This is a genomic window from Variovorax sp. GW821-FHT10B04 (genome assembly GCF_059415645.1).
The window spans coordinates 241,616-263,165 of the sequence record NZ_JBWKNQ010000009.1 but is presented as its reverse complement, the minus strand read 5'-3'; the positions used below and the strand labels follow the sequence as shown (position 1 = coordinate 263,165).

General features: G+C 68.7%; 18 protein-coding genes. 8 read left to right on the top strand and 10 right to left on the bottom strand.

The window, feature by feature from the left end:
• Positions 1–6: 6 nt before the first annotated feature.
• The 5 genes from AC07PZ_RS22455 to AC07PZ_RS22435 all read right to left on the bottom strand — a co-directional run bounded on the left by AC07PZ_RS22455 (position 7) and on the right by AC07PZ_RS22435 (position 5,654).
• Positions 7–1,206, bottom strand: coding sequence for an ABC transporter substrate-binding protein (locus AC07PZ_RS22455; protein ID WP_495297357.1), 1,200 nt, complete (start codon positions 1,204–1,206; stop codon positions 7–9).
• A gap of 62 nt (positions 1,207–1,268) precedes the next feature.
• Positions 1,269–2,531: an NAD(P)/FAD-dependent oxidoreductase gene (locus tag AC07PZ_RS22450; RefSeq protein ID WP_495297356.1), complete on the bottom strand. Its 1,263-nt coding sequence runs from the start codon at positions 2,529–2,531 to the stop codon at positions 1,269–1,271.
• Positions 2,531–2,854 (bottom strand): 2Fe-2S iron-sulfur cluster-binding protein, encoded by a 324-nt coding sequence (locus tag AC07PZ_RS22445; protein WP_495297355.1) that lies wholly within the window; start codon positions 2,852–2,854, stop codon positions 2,531–2,533. Before AC07PZ_RS22445 ends, AC07PZ_RS22450 begins: the two co-directional genes overlap by 1 nt.
• 11 nt (positions 2,855–2,865) lie before the next feature.
• The gene (locus tag AC07PZ_RS22440; protein ID WP_495297354.1) at positions 2,866–4,305 is read right to left on the bottom strand and encodes a glutamine synthetase family protein; all 1,440 of its coding nucleotides are present in this window, start codon (positions 4,303–4,305) and stop codon (positions 2,866–2,868) included.
• Positions 4,306–4,322: 17 nt separating this feature from the next.
• Positions 4,323–5,654, bottom strand: coding sequence for an aromatic ring-hydroxylating dioxygenase subunit alpha (locus tag AC07PZ_RS22435; protein ID WP_495297353.1), 1,332 nt, complete (start codon positions 5,652–5,654; stop codon positions 4,323–4,325).
• A 297-nt stretch (positions 5,655–5,951) separates the two neighbouring features.
• Between AC07PZ_RS22435 and AC07PZ_RS22430 the strand changes: the two genes are divergently transcribed.
• Positions 5,952–6,683 carry a GntR family transcriptional regulator gene (locus tag AC07PZ_RS22430; RefSeq protein WP_495297352.1) on the top strand — a complete coding sequence of 244 codons (732 nt, stop codon included), beginning with the start codon at positions 5,952–5,954 and terminating at the stop codon, positions 6,681–6,683.
• A gap of 734 nt (positions 6,684–7,417) precedes the next feature.
• Here the strand turns inward: AC07PZ_RS22430 and AC07PZ_RS22425 are convergent.
• Complete coding sequence (locus tag AC07PZ_RS22425; protein WP_495297351.1) at positions 7,418–8,332, bottom strand: LysR family transcriptional regulator; 915 nt, start codon at positions 8,330–8,332, stop codon at positions 7,418–7,420.
• Between the two features lie 118 nt (positions 8,333–8,450).
• Between AC07PZ_RS22425 and AC07PZ_RS22420 the strand changes: the two genes are divergently transcribed.
• The 5 genes from AC07PZ_RS22420 to AC07PZ_RS22400 are packed head-to-tail and all read left to right on the top strand — an operon-like array spanning position 8,451 to position 14,749.
• Positions 8,451–9,689 carry an NAD(P)/FAD-dependent oxidoreductase gene (locus AC07PZ_RS22420; protein ID WP_495297350.1) on the top strand — a complete coding sequence of 413 codons (1,239 nt, stop codon included), beginning with the start codon at positions 8,451–8,453 and terminating at the stop codon, positions 9,687–9,689.
• A complete protein-coding gene (locus AC07PZ_RS22415) occupies positions 9,686–11,692 on the top strand; it encodes a hydantoinase/oxoprolinase family protein (protein WP_495297349.1) in 2,007 nt (668 codons plus the stop codon). The genes AC07PZ_RS22420 and AC07PZ_RS22415 overlap by 4 nt, the downstream gene beginning before the upstream one ends.
• The gene (locus AC07PZ_RS22410; RefSeq protein ID WP_495297348.1) at positions 11,689–13,293 is read left to right on the top strand and encodes a hydantoinase B/oxoprolinase family protein; all 1,605 of its coding nucleotides are present in this window, start codon (positions 11,689–11,691) and stop codon (positions 13,291–13,293) included. The genes AC07PZ_RS22415 and AC07PZ_RS22410 overlap by 4 nt, the downstream gene beginning before the upstream one ends.
• 42 nt (positions 13,294–13,335) lie before the next feature.
• A complete protein-coding gene (locus AC07PZ_RS22405) occupies positions 13,336–14,349 on the top strand; it encodes a tripartite tricarboxylate transporter substrate binding protein (RefSeq protein ID WP_495297347.1) in 1,014 nt (337 codons plus the stop codon).
• 4 nt (positions 14,350–14,353) lie between these two features.
• A complete protein-coding gene (locus AC07PZ_RS22400) occupies positions 14,354–14,749 on the top strand; it encodes a RidA family protein (RefSeq protein ID WP_495297346.1) in 396 nt (131 codons plus the stop codon).
• 365 nt (positions 14,750–15,114) lie between these two features.
• Here the strand turns inward: AC07PZ_RS22400 and AC07PZ_RS22395 are convergent, their stop codons facing one another.
• From AC07PZ_RS22395 to AC07PZ_RS22385, 3 genes are read right to left on the bottom strand one after another with little or no spacing between them, the layout of a single operon-like run.
• Positions 15,115–15,984: an ABC transporter permease gene (locus tag AC07PZ_RS22395; RefSeq protein ID WP_495297345.1), complete on the bottom strand. Its 870-nt coding sequence runs from the start codon at positions 15,982–15,984 to the stop codon at positions 15,115–15,117.
• Positions 15,985–16,007: 23 nt separating this feature from the next.
• Complete coding sequence (locus tag AC07PZ_RS22390) at positions 16,008–16,814, bottom strand: ABC transporter ATP-binding protein (RefSeq protein ID WP_495297344.1); 807 nt, start codon at positions 16,812–16,814, stop codon at positions 16,008–16,010.
• A gap of 2 nt (positions 16,815–16,816) precedes the next feature.
• A complete protein-coding gene (locus AC07PZ_RS22385; protein ID WP_495297343.1) occupies positions 16,817–17,860 on the bottom strand; it encodes an ABC transporter substrate-binding protein in 1,044 nt (347 codons plus the stop codon).
• Positions 17,861–18,043: 183 nt separating this feature from the next.
• On the opposite strand from AC07PZ_RS22385, the gene AC07PZ_RS22380 reads away from it, so the two are divergent.
• Together AC07PZ_RS22380 and AC07PZ_RS22375 are read left to right on the top strand one after the other, a co-directional pair.
• Positions 18,044–18,718, top strand: a complete 675-nt coding sequence (locus tag AC07PZ_RS22380) for a response regulator (RefSeq protein WP_495297342.1) — start codon at positions 18,044–18,046, stop codon at positions 18,716–18,718.
• Position 18,719: 1 nt separating this feature from the next.
• Positions 18,720–20,135 (top strand): sensor histidine kinase, encoded by a 1,416-nt coding sequence (locus AC07PZ_RS22375; RefSeq protein WP_495297341.1) that lies wholly within the window; start codon positions 18,720–18,722, stop codon positions 20,133–20,135.
• Positions 20,136–20,327: 192 nt separating this feature from the next.
• On the opposite strand, the gene metK is transcribed toward AC07PZ_RS22375, so the two are convergent.
• Positions 20,328–21,509: a methionine adenosyltransferase gene (gene metK, locus AC07PZ_RS22370; protein WP_495297340.1), complete on the bottom strand. Its 1,182-nt coding sequence runs from the start codon at positions 21,507–21,509 to the stop codon at positions 20,328–20,330.
• Positions 21,510–21,550: the final 41 nt, after the last annotated feature.

The window sequence follows — 21,550 nt, the reverse complement described above, 5'->3', positions numbered from 1 at the left end:
CCCGAATTACTTCGCGGCTTCCTTGGCCGGGTCCTTGACCTTGTCGAACTTGTCGAACTCGACGTTCACCAGCTTGCCGTCGACCTTCTCGGTCTTGCGGATGTACACGGTCTGCACGATGTCGCGCGTGACCGGGTCGATCTGGATCTGGCCGCGCGGGCTCTCGAAGCTCAGGCCCTTGAGTGCGTCCATCACCTTGTCGCCGCCGACGTCGCCCTTGGTCTTGGCCAGCGCGAGTTCGATGGCCTGCATCGCGTCGTACGCGGTCACGGCGAAGTAGCTCGGGCGCATCGAGGTGCCGAACTCGGCGACGAAGTCATTCACGAACTTCTGGTTCTTCGGCGACGGGTGCGCGTACGAGTAGTGGTGGCTGGTGATCAGGCCGAGCGCCACGTCGCCGGTGGCGTCGAGGTAGCTGTCGTCGGTGGCCTCGCCGGTCGCGAAGAGCTTGATGCCGGCCTCTTCCATGCCGCGTTCCTTCCAGACCTTCAGGAAGGCCGGCGGCATCACGCCCGAGGGGAAGAAGAAGAACACGGACTGCGGCTTCGCGTCCTTGATGCGCTGCACGTAGGCCGAGAAGTCGGGGTTGTTCATCGGCGTGCGCAGTTCGCCCACGACCTTGCCGCCGCTCTCCTCGAAGGCCTTCTTGAAGGCGGTGAGCGAGTCGGTGCCCGACGCGTAGTCGGCCACCACGACGTAGGCTTCCTTGGTGCCGTTCTTGGCCATCCAGCGCGCCATCGGATCGGACACCTGCTGCACCGTGAACGACAGCCGCGCGACGTAGGGCGAGCTGGTCGTGATGGCCGACGACGAGGCGTTCATCACGATGGTCGGGATCTTCGCCTGCGTCGCGATGGCCGCGACCGCGTAGGCGTTCGGGCTGAAGTCGAGGCCGGTCAGGATGCTGACCTTGTCGCGCACGATCAGCTCCTGCGCGATGCGCTTGGCGGCATCGGGTGCCGGGCCGGCGGTGTCCTTCTTGATGACTTCCACCGTGCGGCCGGCGATCTTGCCGCCGTGCTCCTTCAGGTACAGCGCGACGCCGGCGTCGAACTGGCGGCCGTAGTCGGCATAGGGGCCGGAGTAGGTCGCGATCATGCCGATGCGCAGCGGCTCGTCGGCAGCTTGGGCGGTGCCCATCGCGCCCAGCGCGCCGAGGCAGGCCAGCGTCAGCGTGGCGAGCAGGTTTCTCTTGTTCATCATCATGGAGCTCCGTTCAGGGGGAAGCCGGTGGACCGGCGGAAGGGTGGGTTGAAGAATGCGCGGCGTCAGGCCGCGGCCGCGGGCAGCGGCACGCGCTTGAGATCGAAGGATTCGTCGGCCAGCTCGGCCGCGGTGAGCTGCACGCGGGCGCCGATCAGCTTGCGGCTCTGCATGTGCTCGGCCGGCCTGTTGACGGTGTGCGCAGCGACCAGCGTGCCGTGCCGCAGATAGAACACGCTGAAGCGGTCGCTCGTCATGTCGCCGCGCAGCACGACGTCGTCGCCGTGCGCGGGCAGGCCGGCCATCTGGAACTTGAGCTCGAACTGGTCGCTCCAGAACCAGGGCACGGCGGTGCACGGCTGTTCGCGCCCGACCAGCAGCGAGGCCGCTGCGCGCGCGCCGTCGTTGGCGGCCTGGATCGATTCGAGCCGCATGCGCGCGGGTGCACCCGGCGCGGCCGGCAGCGCCATGTTGGCCACGTCGCCGGCCGCCAGCACCTGCGGTGCCGACGTGCGGCCGAGCATGTCGACCACGACGCCGTTCTCGACGGCGATGCCGGCCTGCTGCGCGAGCTCGGTGTTGGGCAGCACGCCGATGCCGAGCACGACCAGGCCGCAGTCGATGCGCCGTCCGCCTTCGAGTTCGACCGCGGTGACGCGCCCATGCTCACCGTGCAGTGCGCGCACGCCGTGGCCGGTCAGCAGCTCGATGCCGCGGCGCCGGTGGGCGTTCTCGACATAGGCCGACATGGCCGGCGGGAAGCTGCGCGTCAGCAGGTGCGGCTGTGCCTCGACCACCGTGACCTCGATGCCGCGCGAGCGCAGCGCGGCCGCGACCTCGAGCCCGATGAAGCCGCCGCCGATCACGCAGGCGCGCCGCGACGTCGCCGTCAGTGCCGCTGCCGCGGCCTCGACGCGCAGCGCGTCGTCGAGCGTGCGCAGGTTCAGCACGCCGTCGAGTTCCGCGCCGGGCAGCGTGAACGGCCGGCAGCGTGCGCCGGTCATCAGTGCCAGCCAGCCATAGCCGAGCGTGCCACCGTCGTCCAGCGTCAGCGTTTGCGCGCCCGCATCGAGCGTGGTGGCGCGGCGGCCGAGCAGCAGCTCGATGCCGTTCTGTTCGAAGAAATCGGGCCCGCGCAGTGCGAGCTTGTCGACCGTGGTCTTGCCGGTCAGCAGGCCCTTGGACAGCGGCGGCCGCTGGTAGGGCGCGTGCGTCTCGTCGCCGATCAGCACGATGCGTTCCTCGAAGCCGAGTTCGCGCGCGCTCGCGGCGAGCTGCACGCCGGCGTACGACGCGCCGACGATCACCAGGGGCTTGCCGGCGCCCATCAGATCTGCGTCTCGGGCACGCGCACCTTGAGGCCGTCGAGTTCGGCCGTCACCGTGAGCTGGCAGCTCAGCCGGCTGCCGGGCAGCCGTTCGGCCGCGACCATGTCGAGCATCTCGCTCTCCATGTCGTCGGGCGGTGGCAGCAGGTCGATGAAGCTGTCGTCGACGTACACATGGCAGGTCGCGCAGGAGCAGCTTCCGCCGCACTCGGCATCGATGCCGCGGATGTTGTGGCGGATGGCGGTTTCCATCACGCTGGCGCCGGCCTTGGCGTCGACGTCGCGGGACGTGCCGTCCTTGAGGATGTAGTGGATCGTGGGCATGGTTGTCGTGTTCAGAACATGTCGAAATATTCGCGATGTTCCCATTCGCTGACGTCGAGGTTGAAGCGCGCGATCTCCGCTTCCTTGATGTGGCAGAGGTAGTCGACGAAGACCTTGCCCATCTGCTCGTTGAGCATCTCGTCCGCACGCAGGCAGGCCAGCGCGTCGCCGAGCGAGCGCGGCAACTGTTCGGCCGGCGTCTCGTAGGGCGCATCGGCGGACGGGCCGGGATCGAGTTCGCGGCGCATGCCGTCGAGCCCCGAGAACAGCTGCGACGCCAGGTAGAGGTAGGGGTTGGCGGTCGGCTCGCCCACGCGGTTCTCGATGCGCGTCGCGTTCTGGCCGACGCCGCCGAGCACGCGGAGCATCGCGCCGCGGTTGTCGCGCGCCCAGATCGCGCGGTCCGGCGCGAGCGAGAAGGGCCGGTAGCGGCGGTAGCCGTTGATCGTCGGGCTGGCGAGCGCGGCGGCACCCAGGGCATGCGCCTTCAGGCCACCGAGGTAGTGCAGGCCGATGTCGCTCAGGTCCTGGCCGGCGGTCGACGGGATGAAGGCATTGACGCCATCCGAGGTGCGCCGCAGCGACTGGTGCAGGTGCCAGCCGCTGGACATCACGTTCGGGATCTTCGGCCGGCACATGAAGGTCGCGTGGTAGCCGGCGCGCTGGCAGATCTGCTTGATCGCGCTGCGCAGCAGCACCATGGTGTCGGCCGGCAGCACGCCCGCGGTCGGGCCGAAGGTCAGCTCGAACTGGCTCGGGCCGTATTCGATCTCGAGCGAGCGCAGCGGCAGGCCGAGCGCGACGAGGTTGCTGCGCAGCAGTTCCATCACCGCGTCGACGCGGTCGTAGCGCAGCTCGGTCAGGTACTGGTGGCCGTGCGACAGCAGCGACACGCGGGGCGGTTCGCCGGGCTGGCCCGAGTCGGCCAGGCCCATGCGCGGGTCGTCGAGCTTGAAGACGTGGAATTCGACCTCCAGGCCGGCGATGAACTCCATGCCCATCTCGTCGAGCTGGCGCACCGCGCGCTGCAGGATCTGGCGCGTGGCGTAGGGCACCGGCCGGCCGTCGGCCATGTAGGCGTCGCACAGCACCCAGCCGGTGCGCGGCGCCCACGGCAGGATCTTGAAGGTCGACGGGTCGGCCACGACGGTGAAGTCGGCGCCGCCCTGGAAGCCCTCGATGGCAAAGCCGCCGCCCGCGGCGAACACCGGGAACACGGTCTTGTGCGAGGTGTCCTTGGCGAGCAGCGTGGAGGTGAGGTTGACGCCGTCCCACAGCGCGGCGCGGGCCTCGCCGGCGACCAGGGTCTTGCCGCGCAGCAGGCCGTGCTGGTCGGGCCATGCGAAGCGGACCACGTCGACTTCGCCGAGGTCGATGCGCCGCACCAGTTCATGCGCCTGCTTCAGCTGGTCGTCCGACCAGAGGGCGTGGCGGTCTACGAAGGAGCTCATGTCGTGCCGTCGCTCGTTCAGGCGGCGCTCTGCGCCAGGCGGGCCGAGGCCCAGTCGGACTTCAGGCGGCGCTCGTGGTCGGCGGTCTGCCAGTAGCTGTCGGTGTTGCCCGCGTTGCCGATGCCGTCGATCGACGGCGGGCCGGTCAGGGCGCTGGCCTGCGCGGCGTCGATGATCATCGGCGCGGTCTCGCCGGCCAGCGTGCTTTCGATCGCCTTCACCAGCATGCGGCGGTAGGCAATGATCCCCTTGTCGGTGGTGCCGAGATGCTCGCGCGTGCGGTCCTGGATCGGGCCTTGCGACTCGACGGCCCACTGGTCGTGCACGTTGATGTCGTCGCCCATGCCGGTGTAGGTCTGGGTCAGCTGCTCTTCGACGTTGTAGCCGTAGTCGTTGCGCTTGTTCTTGCGCGAGGTGTAGTCGGGCAGTTCGTAGAGCTTCAGGCGCTGGTCGCGCATCTGCTGCTTGTCGACCGGGCCGGTGAAGCTGGTGAAGATGGCGTACCAGTAGCAGTGCGTGTCGTCGACCGGCACGTGCCATTGCGAGATGGTCATCTCGGCGCTCATCGGGATCACGAAGGCCTGCGGAAACACGACGTTGGTCACGCGCACATGGGTCGTGTCCTCGGTCAGCTTGCGCAGTGCGGTGAGGCGCATGCCGTAGTCGGTGTTGACGACGTTGATCTCGGGGCAGTCGTATTCGCGCAGCACCTTGGTGATGGCGACGTCGGAGTCGGCAGAAGCGCCGCGGAACTGCTTGCCGTAGCTCTCGGACGTGTCCTCGTCCTCGAAGAAGCGATGCAGGAACGACGCGTGTGCCGGGTCGATGCCGACTTCGAGCGCCTGCAGCCAGTTGCACTCGAACAGGCCCTTGAAGGCGAAGGTGTGCGAGTCGGGCGCGACGAAGCAGTCGAACTCGGGAAAGGCCGGCGGCTCGCCTTCGCCGATGTACGCAAAGATGGTCCCGGCACGCTCGACGACCGGGTAGGCGGCCTGCTTGATGCGGCTGCACAGCTTGCTGCCCTTGGGTTCGGCGGGCGTTTCGAGGCAGTTGCCCTTGGCGTCGAACAGCCAGCCATGGAACGGGCAGCGGATGCCGCCGTCCTCGAGCCGGCCGAAGGCCAGGTCGGCGCCGCGGTGCGGGCAGTCGCGGTCGAGCATGCCCAACTGGCCTTGCTCGTCGCGGAACAGCACGAAGTGCTGGCCCATGAGCTTGACGGGCCGCACGGGGCGCGGGCCGGCCAGTTCGTCGCTCAGCGCCACCGGCTGCCAGTAGCGGCGCAGCAGGGTGCCCGCAGGCGTGCCGGGGCCAACCCGGGTGATGAAATCGTTCTGTTCGGCGCTGATCATGGGTGCTCCATCGAGGTTTTGCGGACTTCACATGCATTGCATGCAATTGCATACATTGTCGAATCCGTCCTTGGCCTTGGTCAACTTCTTTCCGAAAAATAGCGAGTGATTTGCTTTGGTATTGCGAAAAATCAGCGTCAAGTACGAAGAAATGCCGCACCGAGGCAGTGCACGTGAATCGATTGAATGCACCGTTCTGTGGATGCATGCAACAACCGGACCAGTCGTCGAGAACTGCGTGCAGTCGAGGGTCGGATCATTAGAATCGGGGCTGTTCTTCTGCCCTTGGACATCCTGATGGACTCCCAACAATCCCGCGTGCTGGTTCAGTTGCGCGACCTGATCCTCAAAGGCGAATTCGTGCCCGGCGAGCGGCTGGCCGAGATACCGCTGGCCGAGAAACTCGGCGCGTCCCGCACGCCGGTCCGGTTGGCGCTGACGAGCCTGGAGCACGAAGGCCTGATCGAACAATCGCCCAGCGGCGGCTACCAGATGCGCCGCTTCACGTCCCAGGAGATCGCCGACGCGATCCGCGTGCGGGGGCTGATCGAGGGCTTTGCGGCGCGGCTGATCGCCGAAGACGGTGCGCCGCGCCAGTTGCTGCGCGAGCTGCACGAGTGCCTGGACGACGGCGACAAGGCGGTCAACAAGCCGGACATGGACATCGACGACTACGCGGCCTATGTCGAGATGAACGACCGCTTCCACAAACTCATCATGCAGGGCTCGGGCAACCTGGCGTTGCAGCGTGTGATGGACATGCTCGACGGCCAGCCTTTCGCGTCGCCCAGCGCAATGCTGCCGATGCAGTCGTCGATGGAGGAGGGCCACGTCTGGATGAAGCAGGCGCATCGCACGCACCACGCGCTGGTGCAGGCGATCGAGCGCGGCCAGGGTTCGCGCGCGCAGGCGCTGGGCGAGGAGCATGTCGAGATCGCGCGGATGAATCTCGACTACGCGCTGGAGCGGCCTGAGCTGGCGGCGGAGCTGATGCCGGGGATGCGGTTGGTGGCGGGGAAGACGCGCTGATCGTTGGTTGCTGTTTGTTTGCGGTTTGCTTGACGTTTGACGTTTGACGTTTGACGTTGTTCGTTGACGTTGGTGGGACGCGCCCGGTACGCGGTGTGGGCCAGGCGACCCGCTGCACCGGCCCTTCGGGCTCCCTTGCGGTGCTCGCTTCAGGCGGGGTCCGCAGAACTCGCTCCGGCTTCGCCTCCACTCAAACAGCTGCGGCCCTGATCCGCCTGAAGCTGCGCTCCTCAGCGGCGCAGAAGGGAATCGCCTGACCCACACCGCATACCGGGCGCTTGGGGTGTTCGACGGTTGTGTGCACCTCAAAGGGAACAGCCAGAGCCGCGCGTCCTGGTTGAGCAGCGGTTCGCGAAGGCTCATCGTTGGAAGCGAGCGCGGATGGGTGTTCGGCTTTCGGATGCACAAAGGCCGTGTCGGGCGTCGGTGGGTGGGATGGCTTTGGGCGGCTGTTGAGGCTCCGGCGAGCACCGCAGCGAAAGGCGGATCAGGGCCGCAGCTGTTTGAGTGGAACGCAGTGGAGCGAGTTCTGCGGACCCCGCCTTTCGCGAGGAGCAGCAGCGAAGTCCGAAGGACCGGAGACGTCTGCCGCCCAAAGGCATCCCACCTACCGACGCCACCCCATCGCCGAAAAACGCTCCTGCTGAACTGCTGAACTGCTGAACTGCTGAACTGCTGAACTGCTGAACTGCTGAACCAGCAACCGACAAAGAGCAACCAGCAGCCAGCAAAACCTACACAACCACCTTCGCCCCCACAGCCCCCAGCCCCACCCGCTTCCGCATCATCGCAATGAACGCCTCCGCCGCAGGTGACAACGCCATCCCGCGCCGCTGGTAGATGAAGAACTGGCGCCGGATCTCCGGCCCGTGCAGCGGTACGAAGCGGACGTCGAAGTTGCCCGCGAACATGCGCGCGTAATCGGGCACCGCTGCCAGCCCGGTGCCGACTCCCACCAGCGCAAGCGCCGTCGTGAGGTAGCCCACCTCGGCGGCAGTCTGCATCGACAGCGACGCATCGTGCGACTGCAGGATGCGCTCCAGATGCCGGTTGAATTCGCTCGAGTAGATCACCCAGCGCTCGCTGCGCAGCTCGTCCCACGCCACCGCGCGGCGCTCGGCCAGCGGATGGCGCGCGGCGCAGACCATGCGGATCGGCACGTCCATCAGGAAGGTGCGCGTCACGTCCTCGCCCGTCGAGCGCTCGGGGCCGACGCCCAGCTCCACTTCGCCGCGTCGCACCGTGCCCACCACGTCATCGGTGGTCGCGTCCAGGACCCGCAGGCCGATCTCCGGGTGCGCGGCCTCGAACTCGCCGAGCACGGACGAGATCCAGGTGCAGGCCAGCATCTGCGGTGCCACCACCCGCAGCATCCCGCGCCGCAGCGTGCGCAGGTCCGATGCACCTTCGATCACCTGGTTCAGGTCGTCCAGGATCCGTCGCGCCAATGGCAGCAGTTGCTGGCCCGCCTCGGTCAGCGTGACCGCGGCACCGCGGTCGAACAGCTGGACGCCCAGCGAGTCCTCGAGCTGCTGCACCAGCATGCTCACCGCCGACTGCGTCAGGTGCAGCTGGCGCGCCGCCGTCGTGAAGCCGCCGGTGCGCGCGACCGCCGAGAAAGCCCGCATCTGCCGAAAACTGATGTTCATCGCTGCACCACCTTGGGAAGCCGCCAAAGCGGCGGTGCATGGATTATCAAAATTTCTGATGGGCACATCAAAACAATTGGCTTGCCTGATGTGCAGGCGCTTCCCAGAATCCGCCGCCATGCACATTGCCGTCATCGGAACCGGAATCGTGGGCGTCTGCACTGCCGCCTGGCTGCAGCGCGACGGTCATCAAGTCACCTTCATCGATCCGCTGGAGCCGGGCGAAGCCTGCTCCTTCGGCAACGCGGGCTCGCTGTCGCCCAGTGCCTGCCTGCCCGTCGGCATGCCGAAGATGTGGAAGAAGGTGCCGCGCTGGCTGCTCGATCCGCTCGGCCCGCTCACCGTGCGCTGGGGCTATGCCCCCGTCGTGCTGCCCTGGCTCGTGCGCATGCTCCAGCATTCGAGCCGCGAGGAAGTCACGCGCATCGCCACTGCGCTGCGCAGCCTGCTCGAACCCATTTTCGATTGCTACGACCCGCTGCTGGCCGAGGCCGGTGCGCAGTCGCTGGTGCGCCGCAGCGGCTGCCTCTATGTCTATTCCTCGCGTGAAACGGCCGCGCAATGGCAGTGGGGCATGAACCTGCGCCGCTCGCTGGGCGTCAAGCTGGTCGATGTCGAGCGCGACGAACTCGAACACCTGGAGCCCGACCTCAAGGGCCGCTTCCGCTTCGGCATCCTCGCGCCCGACAACGGGTCGACCAGCGACCCGTCCGCGCTCGTCAAGGCGCTGCATGCGCACTGCGTGGCGCTGGGCGCACGCACCGACCGGCGCCGGGCGACCGGCTTCGAGCGGCAGGGCGGACGCGTCACCGGCGTGCGCTTCGACAGTGGCGAGCCGCTCGCGGTCGACGGCGTGGTCGTGGCCGCGGGCGCCTGGTCGGCGCCGCTCGCCGCGCAGCTCGGCAGCCGCGTGCCGCTGGAGACGCAGCGCGGCTACCACGTCACCGTGCGCAGCTCGAACCTCGGGCTGCGCCACACCGTGATGGCGGTCGAGCACAACCTGATGGTCAACCCGATGGCCATGGGCTTGCGGCTCGCCGGCACGGTCGAATTCGCCGGGCTGAAGGCGCCGCCGAACTACGCCCGCGCCGACGCGCTGCTCAAGCAGGGGCAGCAGCTGTTTCCGCATCTCGACACGTCCGAGGTCACGCGCTGGATGGGCCACCGGCCGTCGATGCCCGACAGCCTGCCGGTCGTCGGCCGCGCGGAGAAGGCCGAGAACGCCTGGCTCGCCTTCGGGCACGGCCACATGGGCATGTGCATGGGCGCCAGCACGGGCCGCGAAGTCGCGCACCTCGTCGCCGGACGGCCGACGCAGGTCGACCTGGCACCGTTCGCGCCGGGCCGCTTTCGATGAACGCCGCCGCGCACGCCCACGGCGTCGACCGCACGCGCTGGTCGATCGGTGTCGACATGGGCGGTACCTTCATCGACGTGGTCGCGGCCGGCTCGGACGGCCGTCTGCTGAGCCTCAAGCACCCGCGCGTGGCGGGCCAGCTCGCGGCGCCGGTGCTCGCCGGCATCGACCGGCTCTGTGCGGAGAACGGCATCGCGCCCGGCGAGGTGGCCCGCATCGTGCACGGCTCGACCGTGGTCACCAACCTGCTGCTCGAACAGAACGCGCCGCCGATCGCCGTCGTCACCACGGCCGGCATGCGCGACGTGCTTGCCCTCGCGCGCCAGGACCGGCGCGCGCTGTATGCGCCGGTGATCGCGCCCGCGGTGCCCGAGGCCGCGCTGTTCCCCGCGCACCTGCGCTTCGAGATCGCCGGCCGCATCGATGCGCAAGGGCGCGAAACGGCAGCGCTCGACCTGTCGGGTGTCGATGCCATCGCGCAGGCGATCGCCGATGCGGGCGTGCGCGCGATCGCCGTCTGCCTGCTGTTCGCGCACCGCAACGCCGCGCACGAGCAGCACGTGGCCGACGCCTTGCGGGCGCGGCTGCCCGAGGTCTTCATCTCGTGCTCGTCCGAGGTCGATCCGAAGCCGCGCGAGTTCGAGCGCTTCCTCACGACCGCGCTCGACGCCTACTGCAATCCGATGGTCAGCGACTACCTGCGCGAGCTGGCCGCGGCGCTCGCGGTGCGCGGCCTGCCCGAACCCTTTCTGATGCGCTCCGAAGGCGGCACTGGCGCCTGGCGCGATGTCGCGGCACGGCCGGTGAGCCTGGCGATGTCCGGGCCCTGCGCCGCGCTGCAGGGCGTGGCCGCGAGCCTGCAGGGCCAGCCCGGCCTGCCCGCGTCGCTGCTGGCCATCGACGTCGGCGGCACCAGCACCGACATCGGGCTGGTCGAGCACGGGCGGCCGGCCTTCGCCGAGACCTTGCAGTGCGGCGATCTGTCCCTGCGGCTGCGCTGCGCCGATGTCGACTCGCTGTCGGTCGGCGGTGGCAGCGTGGTGCAGGTGCTGGCCGGCGGCGCGTTGCGGCTCGGCCCGCGCTCGCAGGGCGCCTGGCCCGGCCCGGCCGCGTACGGGCTCGGCGGCGACCGCGCCACGCTGACCGACGCGCTGTGCCTGCTCGGTCGGCTGCCCGCCAGGCTGGCCGGCGGCGTCGCGCTCGACCGGGATGCGGCCGAGGCCGCGATCGTGCGCGACGTGGCTGCGCCGCTCGGCATCGCGGCGCAGGTCGCTGGAGCGTCGGTCGTGCGCACCGCGGCGGCGGCGATGGCCGAGGCGCTCAAGATGCGCAGCTTTCAGCGCGGACTCGATCCGTCCGATGCGCTGCTCGTCGCGGCCGGCGGCGGTGGCGCGCAGCACGCGGCGGAAGTCGCCGAACTGGCCGGCATCACGCAGGTCCGCGTGCTGCCGCAGGCCGGCGTGATCGCCGCGCTCGGCATGCTGTGCGCGCTGCCCACGCGCACGCTCGAACGCACCTGCGAATGGGCCTTCGATGGCGCCGGGCTGCAGCGTGCGGAGCAGCTCGCCGCCGACCTGGTGCCCGTCGACGCCGCCGTCACCGTGCGCTGGGACCTGGCGCTCGGCAATGCGGGGCAGGAGTTCCCGATCGACGTGCCATGGCAGCCCGGCGTCGACACCGTCGACATGCTTCAACGGCGCTTCGAGGCACGGCACACCCAATTGCGCGGTGCGGCGCCTGGCGGCCATGCGGTGCAGGTGCGGCTGCTGCGCGCCGTGATCGAGCAGCCGCTGCCGCAGCCCGCGCCCTTCGATGCCGATGCCGTTTCGGCCGCGCCGGCCGTCAGCGCCTGGCAAGGCCTTGCGCCTTCCGGACGTGGTCCGCAGGCGCTGTTCGCGGCGATGACCACGGTCTGGGTGCCGGCCGGCTGGCAGTGGTCGCGGCTGGACGACGACTCCCTGTCGCTCACACCGCTTCATGCGGTCGGGGAGAGCGAGGCATGAACACGATGCACGCCACGACCTCGGTCGCCGCCCACATGGAACCCCTGCGCCTCGCGCTGCAGGGCGTGGTCGATCGCATGCAGAGCGGCATGATGCGCGCCGCCTATTCGTCGATCGCCCGCGAGGGTGGCGACTGCGCCGCGGCGCTGTTCCTGCCCGATGGCCGGCTGCTGGCGCAGGCGCGCTCGCTGCCGCTGCTGCTGGGTTCGCTCATACCGGCCGTGGCCGGCGTGCTGCGGCGCTTTCCGGCGCACGGCATGGCCGAGGGCGACGGCTACCTGATGAACGACCCGTGGTCGGGCGGTACGCACCTGCCGGACCTGATCGTCTTGCGGCCGGTGCTGCACGGCGGCACGGTCATCGCGCTGGCCGCGACCTGCCTGCATCACCAGGACGTCGGCGGCATGGCGCCCGGTTCGATTCCGCCGAACGCGACCGAGATCTACCAGGAAGGCCTGCGCCTGCCGCCGCTGCGCTGGCGCAGTGCCGTGGGCGTCGACGAAGGCATCCGCAGCATCCTCGAAGCCAACAGCCGCACGCCGGTCAACCTGCAGGGCGACCTGGCCGCCCAGTGGTCGGCCGTGAGCCTCGGCGCGCGCGAGCTCGCCGCGCTGGCTGCGCGTACCGGCGAGGTCTTCGCCCCGACCTGCGACGCGCTGATCGCACAGGCCGAGCAGATGACGCGCGCCGCCCTGCGCGCGGCGCCCGACGGCGAATGGTCGTGGCAGGACCAGCTCGACGGCGACGGCATCGACGCCACGCCGGTGCGCATCGCGGTCACGCTGACCAAGCGCGGCGACGCGATCGCGATCGACTTCACGGGCAGCTCGACGCAGGTGCGCGGGCCCATCAACGCGTCGCCGGGCAGCGTGCTGTCGGCCGCGCTCTTCTTCATGCGAACGCTGGCGCCCGATGCGCCCAACAACGCAGGTTGCCTGGCGCCGCTCACGCTGCACCTGCCGCCGGGCAGCGTCGTCAATCCCGACCTTCCGGCTGCCGTGAACGCGCGCACCGCGACCGTCAAGCTGGCCTGCAACGCGATGCTCGGCGCCTGGTCGCAGGCCGGCACGGGCGTGTCGGTCGCGCCGCATGCGGGCGTGGCGACGGTGATGTCGATCAGCGGCACGCGCGACGACGGCCGGCGCTGGATGCTCACCGAAATCATCGCGAGCGGTGCCGGCGCGAGTGCGCTCGGCGATGGCCGCTCGGGCGTGTCGACCGACATCGGCAATGCGCGCAACACGCCGGTCGAAGTGATCGAGAGCGAGGCGCCGCTGCAGGTCGAGTGCTACGCGATCCGCGACGGCTCCGGCGGCGCTGGGCTGCACCGCGGCGGCGGCGGCGTGCGGCGCGTCTACCGGCTGCTCGAAGGCCGCGCGCTGCTGTCGTACCGCGGCGAGCGCCACGTGAGCCAGGCCCGCGGCGCGCAGGGCGGCGGCCCGGGCGCCTCGGCCGTGGCGCAGATGTTGCGCGCCGACGGAAGCATCGAAACCCTGGGCGCGCGCGCCCGCGTCGACTGGCTGGCCGGCGACCGCCTCGTGATCGAGACGGCCGGTGGTGGCGGCTGGGGCGCAGTGCCGGACGCGCCCGCCGCGTTCTGAAACTTTGTCCATGAACCCCACAGCGAACCAAGGAACGAACCGATGAACTCCACCCACGCCTTCAGGACTCTGAAGAACATCAGCAAGCGCGCCGCGCTGAAGGGCGCCGTCGCCGCTGCCGCGCTGGCCTTGCTGCCCGCATGGGCCGCCGCGCAGGCCTATCCCAACAAGCCGATCCGCATCGTCGTGCCCTTCCCGCCTGGCGGCAGCACCGACCTGCTGGCGCGCCGCATCGGCGAGAAGCTCGGCGCGGTGTGGGGCCAGCCCGTGATCGTCGACAACCGCGCCGGTGCCGGCGGCACCATCGGTTCCGACTACGTCGCCAAGTCGGCGCCCGACGGCTACACGCTGCTGATGGGCGTGACCGGCACCAATGCGATCAGCGCGGCGCTCTATCCCAAGCTGCCCTACGACGTGGTGAAGGATTTCGCGCCGGTGTCGCTGGTGGTGTCGTCGCCGCTGGTGCTGGTGCGCAACCCGAATTTCGCGCCGAAGACGGTGAAGGAACTGGTGGCCGCGGCCAAGGCCAAGCCGGGTTCGATCAGCTATGGCTCGCCGGGCAACGGCACCTCGATGCACCTGACCGGCGAGATGTTCAAGCTGGCCGCCAAGGTGTCGATGCTTCACATCCCGTACCGCGGCAGCGCGGGCGCGCTGACCGACCTGATGGGCGGCCAGATCGACACCATGTTCGGCGACTTCCTGGTGGTGTGGCCGCAGGTCGAGGCGGGCAAGGTGTTGCCGATCGCCGTGACTTCGGCGCAGCGCCACAAGATGCTGCCCAATGTGCCGACCATCGCCGAGAGCGGCTATCCGGGCTTCGAGGCGCTGTCGTGGCAAGGTCTGTTCGCGCCGGCCGCCACGCCGCCGGCGATCGTGGAGCAATTGAACCGCGAAGTGAACAAGGCGCTTGCGAGCCCGGACATCCAGGAATACTTCGGCTCGCGCGGCTTCACGCTGGGCGGCAGCAGCCCGGCGGAGTTCAAGACCTTCATCCAGGGCGAGGCCGTGAAGTGGGCGCACATCGTGAAGGCCTCGGGCGCGACGGCGGACTGAGCCGATGGACGCGATCACGCATGTCGGTCCGCCGGTGGTGCGGGCTGGCCTGACGCAGCCGATCTCGCCAGCGGTGGTCGCCGATGGTCCGCTGGTCTTCGTGTCGGGCCAGGTGCCGATGCGCGACGGCAAGCCCGCGGCGCCGGACATCGCAGGCCAGACGCATGTGGCGCTCGACATGATCGAGGCGATCCTCGTGCGTGCCGGCTGCACGCTGGCCGACGTGGTGAAGACCACCGTGTGGCTGGTCGACGGTGCGGACTATCCGGCCTTCAACGCGGCGTACGGCGAACGCTTTGCACCGGAAACGGCACCGGCGCGATCGACCGTCATTTCGGGGTTGATCGCGCCGGTGCTGGTGGAGATCGAGGCTGTGGCTGTGATGCGCCGTAACGCCTGATGCCGTTTGAAGACGGTGACGTGATGCGGTGACTTGGTTGGCGGGCCCGAGGGCGATGGGTAACCCCTTCCGCTCATGTCCCCCGGATCGGACTGCGTCCGCTCCTCCTCCTTGACTTCGCTGCAGGGGTCACCCATCACCCTCGGGCCTGGGAGGCGCCGTGTCGCGCAGCGCGATCACCCACTGTCGTTACCAGGCTCGGGCCGGTGGGGTGTACTCCGCAGCGAAATCAAGGAGGAGGCCGCAGGCCGGGGGACATTCGCGGAGGAGTGCACCCCGCCGGCCCGAGCCGCCGCCCAGGCTGCCCGCGCATGCTTGCATGCACCCGCAGCGCTGAGCGACTCGAAGGACCCAGAGCCGTGGCATCAGAACGTCGCAGGCCGCCACTTCAACAGCCGCTTCTCGATCCGGCTCAGCAGGAAATCGGCAGCCAATGCAACCACGGCCAGCACGATCATCGCGGCGAACACGCCGCTCGCGTTGAACGCGCCCTGAGCCGTCGAGATCAGCAGGCCGATGCCTTCCTTGGCGCCGAGAAATTCGCCGACCACTGCGCCGACCAGCGCAAAGCCGAAGCTCACATGCAGGCTCGCCAGGATCCAGGACATCGCCGACGGAATCACCACCGCCGTGGTCAGCTGGCGCGGCGACGCACCGAGGATCTGCGCGTTGGCGATCATGTACTTGTCGGCTTCACGCACGCCCTGGAAGGCGTTGCCGAAGACCACGAAGAACACCATCACCACCGCCAGTGCCACCTTCGACGCCATGCCCAGGCCGAGCGCGATCACGAAGATCGAGCCGAGCACCACGCGCGGGATCGAGTTGGCGATCTGGATGTAGAGGCTGAACACGTCCGACAGCAGCTTGTTGCGGCCCAGCAGGATGCCGCACACCACGCCGGCGACCGAGCCGATCAGGAAGCCGATGACCGTCTCCTCGAGCGTCACCAGCACCTGCGTCCAGAGCGGGCCTTGCGACGTGCCGTCGCGCATCCATTCGACGATCTGTTCCCAGATCATCGACGGCATCGAATAGAAGAACGGATCGATCAGCTTGTAGCGCGCCGAGATCTCCCAGCCGCCGAGGATGACGACCAGCACGATCAGCCGCAGGGCGATGATCATGCTGCGACGGCGGCGGATGGCGGCTTGCGCGATCTCGGATTCGCGCGCGAGCGCTTCGTCGCTGAGCGAAGCCGGCAGCGCGTTGGTCTGCGGAGAAAGGGTGGACATGGCAGGGTTCCGTGGGGACGTGTTCATGCGATGACGACCTCTTCGCGCAGGTCGTTCCAGATGTGCTTGGAGAGCTCGACGAAGTTCGGGTCGTAGCGCACTTCGGACATCACGCGCGGGCGCGGCAGGTCGATCTCGTAGACGCGCTTGAGCGTGCCGGGGCGCGCCGACAGCACGAACACGCGGTCGGCCAGCGCGATGGCTTCTTCCAGGTCGTGGGTGATGAAGACCACCGAGCCGCCATTGCCCGACCACAGCTGCAGCAGCTCGTCCTGCATCAGCGTACGGGTCTGCATGTCGAGCGCCGAGAAGGGCTCGTCCATCAGCAGGATCTCCGGGTTGTTGATGAAGGTCTGGGCCAGCGCCACGCGCTTGCGCATGCCGCCCGACAGCTGGTGCGGGTAGTGCTTGCCAAACTTGGCCAGGCCGACGCGATGGATCCATTCCTGCGCGAGCGCCATGGCTTCCTTCTTCGGCTTGCCGCGGAACATCGGGCCGGCGGCCACGTTGTCTTCCACGCTGCGCCACGGGAACACGGCGTCGGCCTGGAACACGAAGCCGATGCGCGGGTCGATGCCCGTCACCGGCTGGCCCATCACCTGCACCTCGCCCACGGTGGGCTTGAGCAGGCCGGTGATCATGTTCAGCGTGGTCGACTTGCCGCAGCCCGTCGGGCCGACGATGGCGACGAACTCGCCGCGCGCCACCGACATGCTGAAGTTGCGCAGCGCCACGGTGGCGTTGCCGTCCTGCGAGATGAAGCGCAGCGACACGTCGCGGAATTCGATGGCGGACGTCGTGGTCCGGCCTGCGGGGGCTCCGTCTCGCATGGTCACTTCGCCGCCGCTGCCAGGTAGGCGTTGCTGTAGGTCTTCGACAGGTCGATGTTCTTGCTCTTGATCGACGGCTTGTTGGCGGCCAGCACCTTCAGCACCGTTTCCGGGCCGCCTTCGGGCATCTTGCCGTCGGTGGTGAACATCGGCAGCGAAGCCTTCAGCGCCTCGACGTACAGCGCCTTGTCGTTGCCGTAGTAGTCGCGCGGCACCTTCTCGGCGATCTCCGCCGCGCTGTGGGTGTGGATGTATTCCATGGTGCGCGCGAAGGCGTGCGCCAGCTTGGCGGCTTCGGCCTTGTGCGCGTCGGCCCAGGCGTTCTGCACGTACAGGCTGGCCGCGGGGTACACGCCGCCCAGCGCCTTGACGGTGTCGGCTTCGGTGCGCAGGTCGACGAGCACCTTGGCGTCGCCGGTCTTGAGCAGTTCGGACACGGTCGGTTCGGTCGTCATGCCCGCCTGGATGCGGTCCTGCTTGATGGCCGCGATGAAGGTGTTGCCCGCGCCGACCGGCAGCAGCGAATACTCCTTCGACGCCACGCCTGCGCGATCCGCCAGGTAGCGCGTGAGGAAGTCGGTGGACGAGCCCAGGCCGGTCACGCCGAGCGTCTTGCCGCCCTTGGCATCGGCCATCGACTTGAAGCCGGCGTCGGACGCCTTGGTCGACACCATCTCGACTTCGCCCGGCACCTTGCAGAACACGGCGATGGCTTCGATGTCCTTGCCCTTGCTCTGCAGGTCGATGGTGTGGTCGTAGAAGCCGACCACGCCCTGCACGGCGCCGGCGATCAGCTGGTTCTCGGCATCGACACCGGCCGGTTGCGACTGCAGCTCGACGTTCAGGCCTTCGTCCTTGAAGTAGCCGAGCGCCTCGGTGAGCTTGGCGGGCAGGTAGATGATCTTGTTGATGCCGCCGACCATGATGGTGATCGGCGCTTCGGCGGCCTGGGCGAAGGGTGCGGCGGCGGCCATGGCGGTGCAGATGGCGGCGGCGAGCAGGGTGCGGCGCGAAGCGAGGCGTGCGGTGCGGATGAACGTGGACATGGTCTCGGGTCTCCTGGCGGGATGTGTTGTATGGACGTCCGGCGCCATTGCCGCTGGACGGAGCCAGTCTAGAAATCGGCATCCTTCGGCCAGCTTTCGCTGCGCTGCGGAAATCCTCATGGTTATCCCTAGGGCAGCGCGCATGCGAAAGGTCTTCCTAGAATCCATCACCGCCAGACCCCCATGAAGCTGCTGCTCATCGAAGACAACCCGCAACTCGCCCACTGGCTGTCCAGCCTGCTGCGCGAGCAGGACTTCGTGGTCGACCATGTGGAGAACGGCGATGCGGCCGACCGGTTGCTGGCGCAGGCGCGCTACGACGTGGTGCTGCTGGACCTCAACATTCCCCAGCTGTCGGGCAAGGCGGTGCTGCGCCGCCTGCGCGAGCGCGGCGACGAGGTGCCGGTGATCATCCTCACGGCCACGGCATCGCTCGACCAGAAGGTGCTGTGCCTGGAGATCGGTGCCGACGACTACCTCGTCAAGCCCTTCGAGATCCGCGAACTGGTGGCGCGCATCAAGGTGCTGGTGCGTCGGCAGATGCCCGGCAAGGCCAACGACATCGCCTGCGGCGACCTGCGCTACGACCTGCGCACCCGCCAGTTCGTGCTCGCCGGCGACGACCTCGCGCTGCCGCCGCGCGAGCGCACGCTGCTCGAGACGCTGATGCTCAAGAACGGCAGCACGGTGTCGAAGCAGGCGCTGATCGATGCCATGTTCGGGCTCGACGACGAACCCAGCGCCGACGCGGTCGACATCTATATCCATCGCCTGCGCAGGAAGCTCGAGGCCAGCCAGGCGACCATCATCACCTTGCGCGGCGTCGGCTACCTGCTGCGGACACGGCAGGAGGACTAGCGTGCTGGCCAGCCTGCGCATCCGCCTGGCGATGTGGCTGCTGCTGCCCTTGTCGCTGTTCGTCGCGGTCTGCGGCTACCTGAGCTGGCGCAATGCGGCCGACGTGGCCGACTACGTGCAGGACCGCGACCTGCTGGCGTCGGCCAAGGTGCTGTCGGACCGGTTGATCTGGGAGGGCGACAACGTGCAGGCCAGCGTGCCGCCGTCGGCGCTGAGCCTGTTCGTCTCGCCCGAGCACGACCGCGTGTTCCTGAGCGTGATCAGCGCGTCCGGCGAACTGCTGGCCGGCTCGCCCGACTTCCCGCTGCCGGCGGTGCGCAGGCCCGAGGGCGCCGACCGTGCGCAGTGGTACGACACGCGCTTTTCCGGCTTCGACCTGCGTGCCGTGGTGACCACGCGCTCGATGTTCGACGTGGCCGGCGCACGCGACATCACGATCGCGGTCGGCAAGACCACCGGCAGCCGCGACCACATGCTGCGCGCGCTGTGGTGGCCGTCGGTCGACTACCTGCTGATCGCGCTGGTGCTCGCCGTGGTGCTGACCACCGTCGCGCTGACGCTGGAACTGCGGCCGGTGCTGCGCCTGAGCCAGCAACTGGCCGAACGCGATCCGATGCACCTCGACCTGGTGGTCGACACGCGTGCGCTGCACACCGAGCTGCGGCCGGTCGCCGACACGATCAACCGCTTCGTGCGCCAGCTGCGCGCGCATTCCGAAGCACAACGCCGCTTCATCGCCGATGCCGCCCACCAGCTGCGCACGCCGCTCGCGATGCAGGCCTCGCAGATCGAGTACGCGCGCTACACGCGCCAGCATCGCCAGGACTGGGACACGCGGCGCGCCGACATGGACGCGATGTGGGTCGAGATGCAGACCAGCAACCGGCGCCTGGTCGCGGTCACGAACAAGCTGCTGCTGCTGGCGCAGGCCGAGCACGGCGACGCGCACACGGGGCTGGAGCCGGTGGACCTCGCCGGGGTCGCGCTGCGCTGCGTCGAGCAGCTGGCCGCGCTGGCCGATCGCCGCGACATCGATCTCGGCCTGGATGCGCCCGACGCGCCGGGCGCCGCGCGGGTCATGGCGCAGCCCGCGCTGCTCGACGCGCTGGTGGCGAACCTGCTGGACAACGCGTTGCGCTACACGCAGGAGGGCGGCCGTGTCACCGTGGGCGTGCGCACGGTTGCGTCAGGTGTCGAGCTCACGGTCGAAGACAACGGCCCGGGCATCCCGGCCGAGGTCCGGGAGCGCGTGTTCGAGCGCTTCTATCGCGTGTCGCAGGACACCGAAGGAACGGGCCTGGGCCTGGCGATCGTCCGCGAGATCGCGCGGGCCTTTGATGCGGACGTGGCGCTTTCGGCGAATCCCCGGGAGTCCCATGGGCTGCTGGTGACGGTGCGCTTTCCCGGGGTCGCTTGATCGGTGTTCGGAGCGTGCCCAGGCCGAGGGTGGTGGGTGACTCCTGCAGCGAAGTCGAGGAGGAGGCCGCACGCCGGGGACATGAGCGGAAGGAGTCACCCATCGCCCTCGAGCCCGTCCACAAGCCCCGAACCCAAGAAAGCAAAAAGCCCGCGGCCGTCGAAACGGGCGCTGGCTTTCAGGCGACGCGGATCAGAGACCGGCCGAGGCGCGCAGCGCAGCCGCCTGCGTCGTCGCTTCCCAGGTGAACTCGGGCTCTTCGCGGCCGAAGTGGCCGTAGGCGGCGGTCTTCTGGTAGATCGGGCGGAGCAGGTCGAGCATCTGGATGATGCCCTTCGGGCGCAGGTCGAAATGCTCGCGCACCAGCTCGGCGATCTTGTCGTCGGGGATCACGCCGGTGCCTTCGGTGTAGACCGTGATGTTCATCGGCTCGGCCACGCCGATCGCGTAGGCGACCTGGATCTGGCACTGGCGCGCCAGGCCGGCGGCCACGATGTTCTTGGCCACGTAGCGTGCGGCATAGGCGGCCGAGCGGTCGACCTTCGACGGGTCCTTGCCCGAGAACGCGCCACCGCCGTGCGGGCAGGCGCCGCCATAGGTGTCGACGATGATCTTGCGGCCGGTCAGGCCGCAGTCGCCTTGCGGGCCACCGATGACGAAACGGCCGGTCGGGTTGATCAGGTAGCGCGTGTTCTGCAGCCATTCCTTCGGCAGCACCGGCTTGATGATCTCCTCGATCACGGCTTCGACGAACGAGGCCTTCATCTTGGTCGAGGTCTCGCTCTGGTCGGGATGGTGCTGCGTCGACAGCACGACGGTGTCGATGCTGTGCGGCTTGCCGTCGACGTAGCGCATCGTGACCTGGCTCTTCGCGTCGGGACGCAGGAAAGGCAGGCGGCCGTCCTTGCGCAGTTGCGCCTGGCGTTCGACCAGGCGGTGCGCGTAGTAGATCGGCGCGGGCATCAGCTCGGGCGTCTCGTCGCAGGCATAGCCGAACATCAGGCCCTGGTCGCCGGCGCCGGTGTTCAGGTGGTCGTCGGACGCATGGTCGACGCCTTGCGCGATGTCGTTGGACTGCTTGTCGTAGCAGACCATCACGGCGCAACCCTTGTAGTCGATGCCGTAGTCGGTGTTGTCGTAGCCGATGCGCTTGATCGTGTCGCGCGCGACCTGGATGTAGTCGACGTGCGCGTTGGTGGTGATCTCGCCTGCCAGCACGACCAGACCGGTGTTGGTCAGCGTTTCGGCGGCCACGCGGCTGCGCGGGTCCTGCTCGAAGATGGCATCGAGAATCGCGTCGGAAATCTGGTCGGCGACCTTGTCGGGGTGGCCTTCGGAAACGGATTCGGAGGTGAAGAGGAAATCGTTCGCCATTGAGATAAAAGCTCCATCGGTTCAGTTGGCGCGTTGCCAGC

Bases quoted from the DNA above. Each gene is read 5' to 3' on its own strand.
- AC07PZ_RS22385 (WP_495297343.1), bottom strand. From the start codon at position 17,860: ATGTCCACGTTCATCCGCACCGCACGCCTCGCTTCGCGCCGCACCCTG.
- AC07PZ_RS22450 (WP_495297356.1), bottom strand. From the start codon at position 2,531: ATGGGCGCCGGCAAGCCCCTGGTGATCGTCGGCGCGTCGTACGCCGGC.
- AC07PZ_RS22435 (WP_495297353.1), bottom strand. From the start codon at position 5,654: ATGATCAGCGCCGAACAGAACGATTTCATCACCCGGGTTGGCCCCGGC.
- AC07PZ_RS22420 (WP_495297350.1), top strand. From the start codon at position 8,451: ATGCACATTGCCGTCATCGGAACCGGAATCGTGGGCGTCTGCACTGCC.
- AC07PZ_RS22380 (WP_495297342.1), top strand. From the start codon at position 18,044: ATGAAGCTGCTGCTCATCGAAGACAACCCGCAACTCGCCCACTGGCTG.
- AC07PZ_RS22415 (WP_495297349.1), top strand. From the start codon at position 9,686: ATGAACGCCGCCGCGCACGCCCACGGCGTCGACCGCACGCGCTGGTCG.
- AC07PZ_RS22410 (WP_495297348.1), top strand. From the start codon at position 11,689: ATGAACACGATGCACGCCACGACCTCGGTCGCCGCCCACATGGAACCC.
- AC07PZ_RS22445 (WP_495297355.1), bottom strand. From the start codon at position 2,854: ATGCCCACGATCCACTACATCCTCAAGGACGGCACGTCCCGCGACGTC.
- metK (WP_495297340.1), bottom strand. From the start codon at position 21,509: ATGGCGAACGATTTCCTCTTCACCTCCGAATCCGTTTCCGAAGGCCAC.
- AC07PZ_RS22440 (WP_495297354.1), bottom strand. From the start codon at position 4,305: ATGAGCTCCTTCGTAGACCGCCACGCCCTCTGGTCGGACGACCAGCTG.
- AC07PZ_RS22405 (WP_495297347.1), top strand. From the start codon at position 13,336: ATGAACTCCACCCACGCCTTCAGGACTCTGAAGAACATCAGCAAGCGC.
- AC07PZ_RS22455 (WP_495297357.1), bottom strand. From the start codon at position 1,206: ATGATGATGAACAAGAGAAACCTGCTCGCCACGCTGACGCTGGCCTGC.
- AC07PZ_RS22430 (WP_495297352.1), top strand. From the start codon at position 5,952: ATGGACTCCCAACAATCCCGCGTGCTGGTTCAGTTGCGCGACCTGATC.
- AC07PZ_RS22390 (WP_495297344.1), bottom strand. From the start codon at position 16,814: ATGCGAGACGGAGCCCCCGCAGGCCGGACCACGACGTCCGCCATCGAA.
- AC07PZ_RS22400 (WP_495297346.1), top strand. From the start codon at position 14,354: ATGGACGCGATCACGCATGTCGGTCCGCCGGTGGTGCGGGCTGGCCTG.
- AC07PZ_RS22395 (WP_495297345.1), bottom strand. From the start codon at position 15,984: ATGTCCACCCTTTCTCCGCAGACCAACGCGCTGCCGGCTTCGCTCAGC.
- AC07PZ_RS22425 (WP_495297351.1), bottom strand. From the start codon at position 8,332: ATGAACATCAGTTTTCGGCAGATGCGGGCTTTCTCGGCGGTCGCGCGC.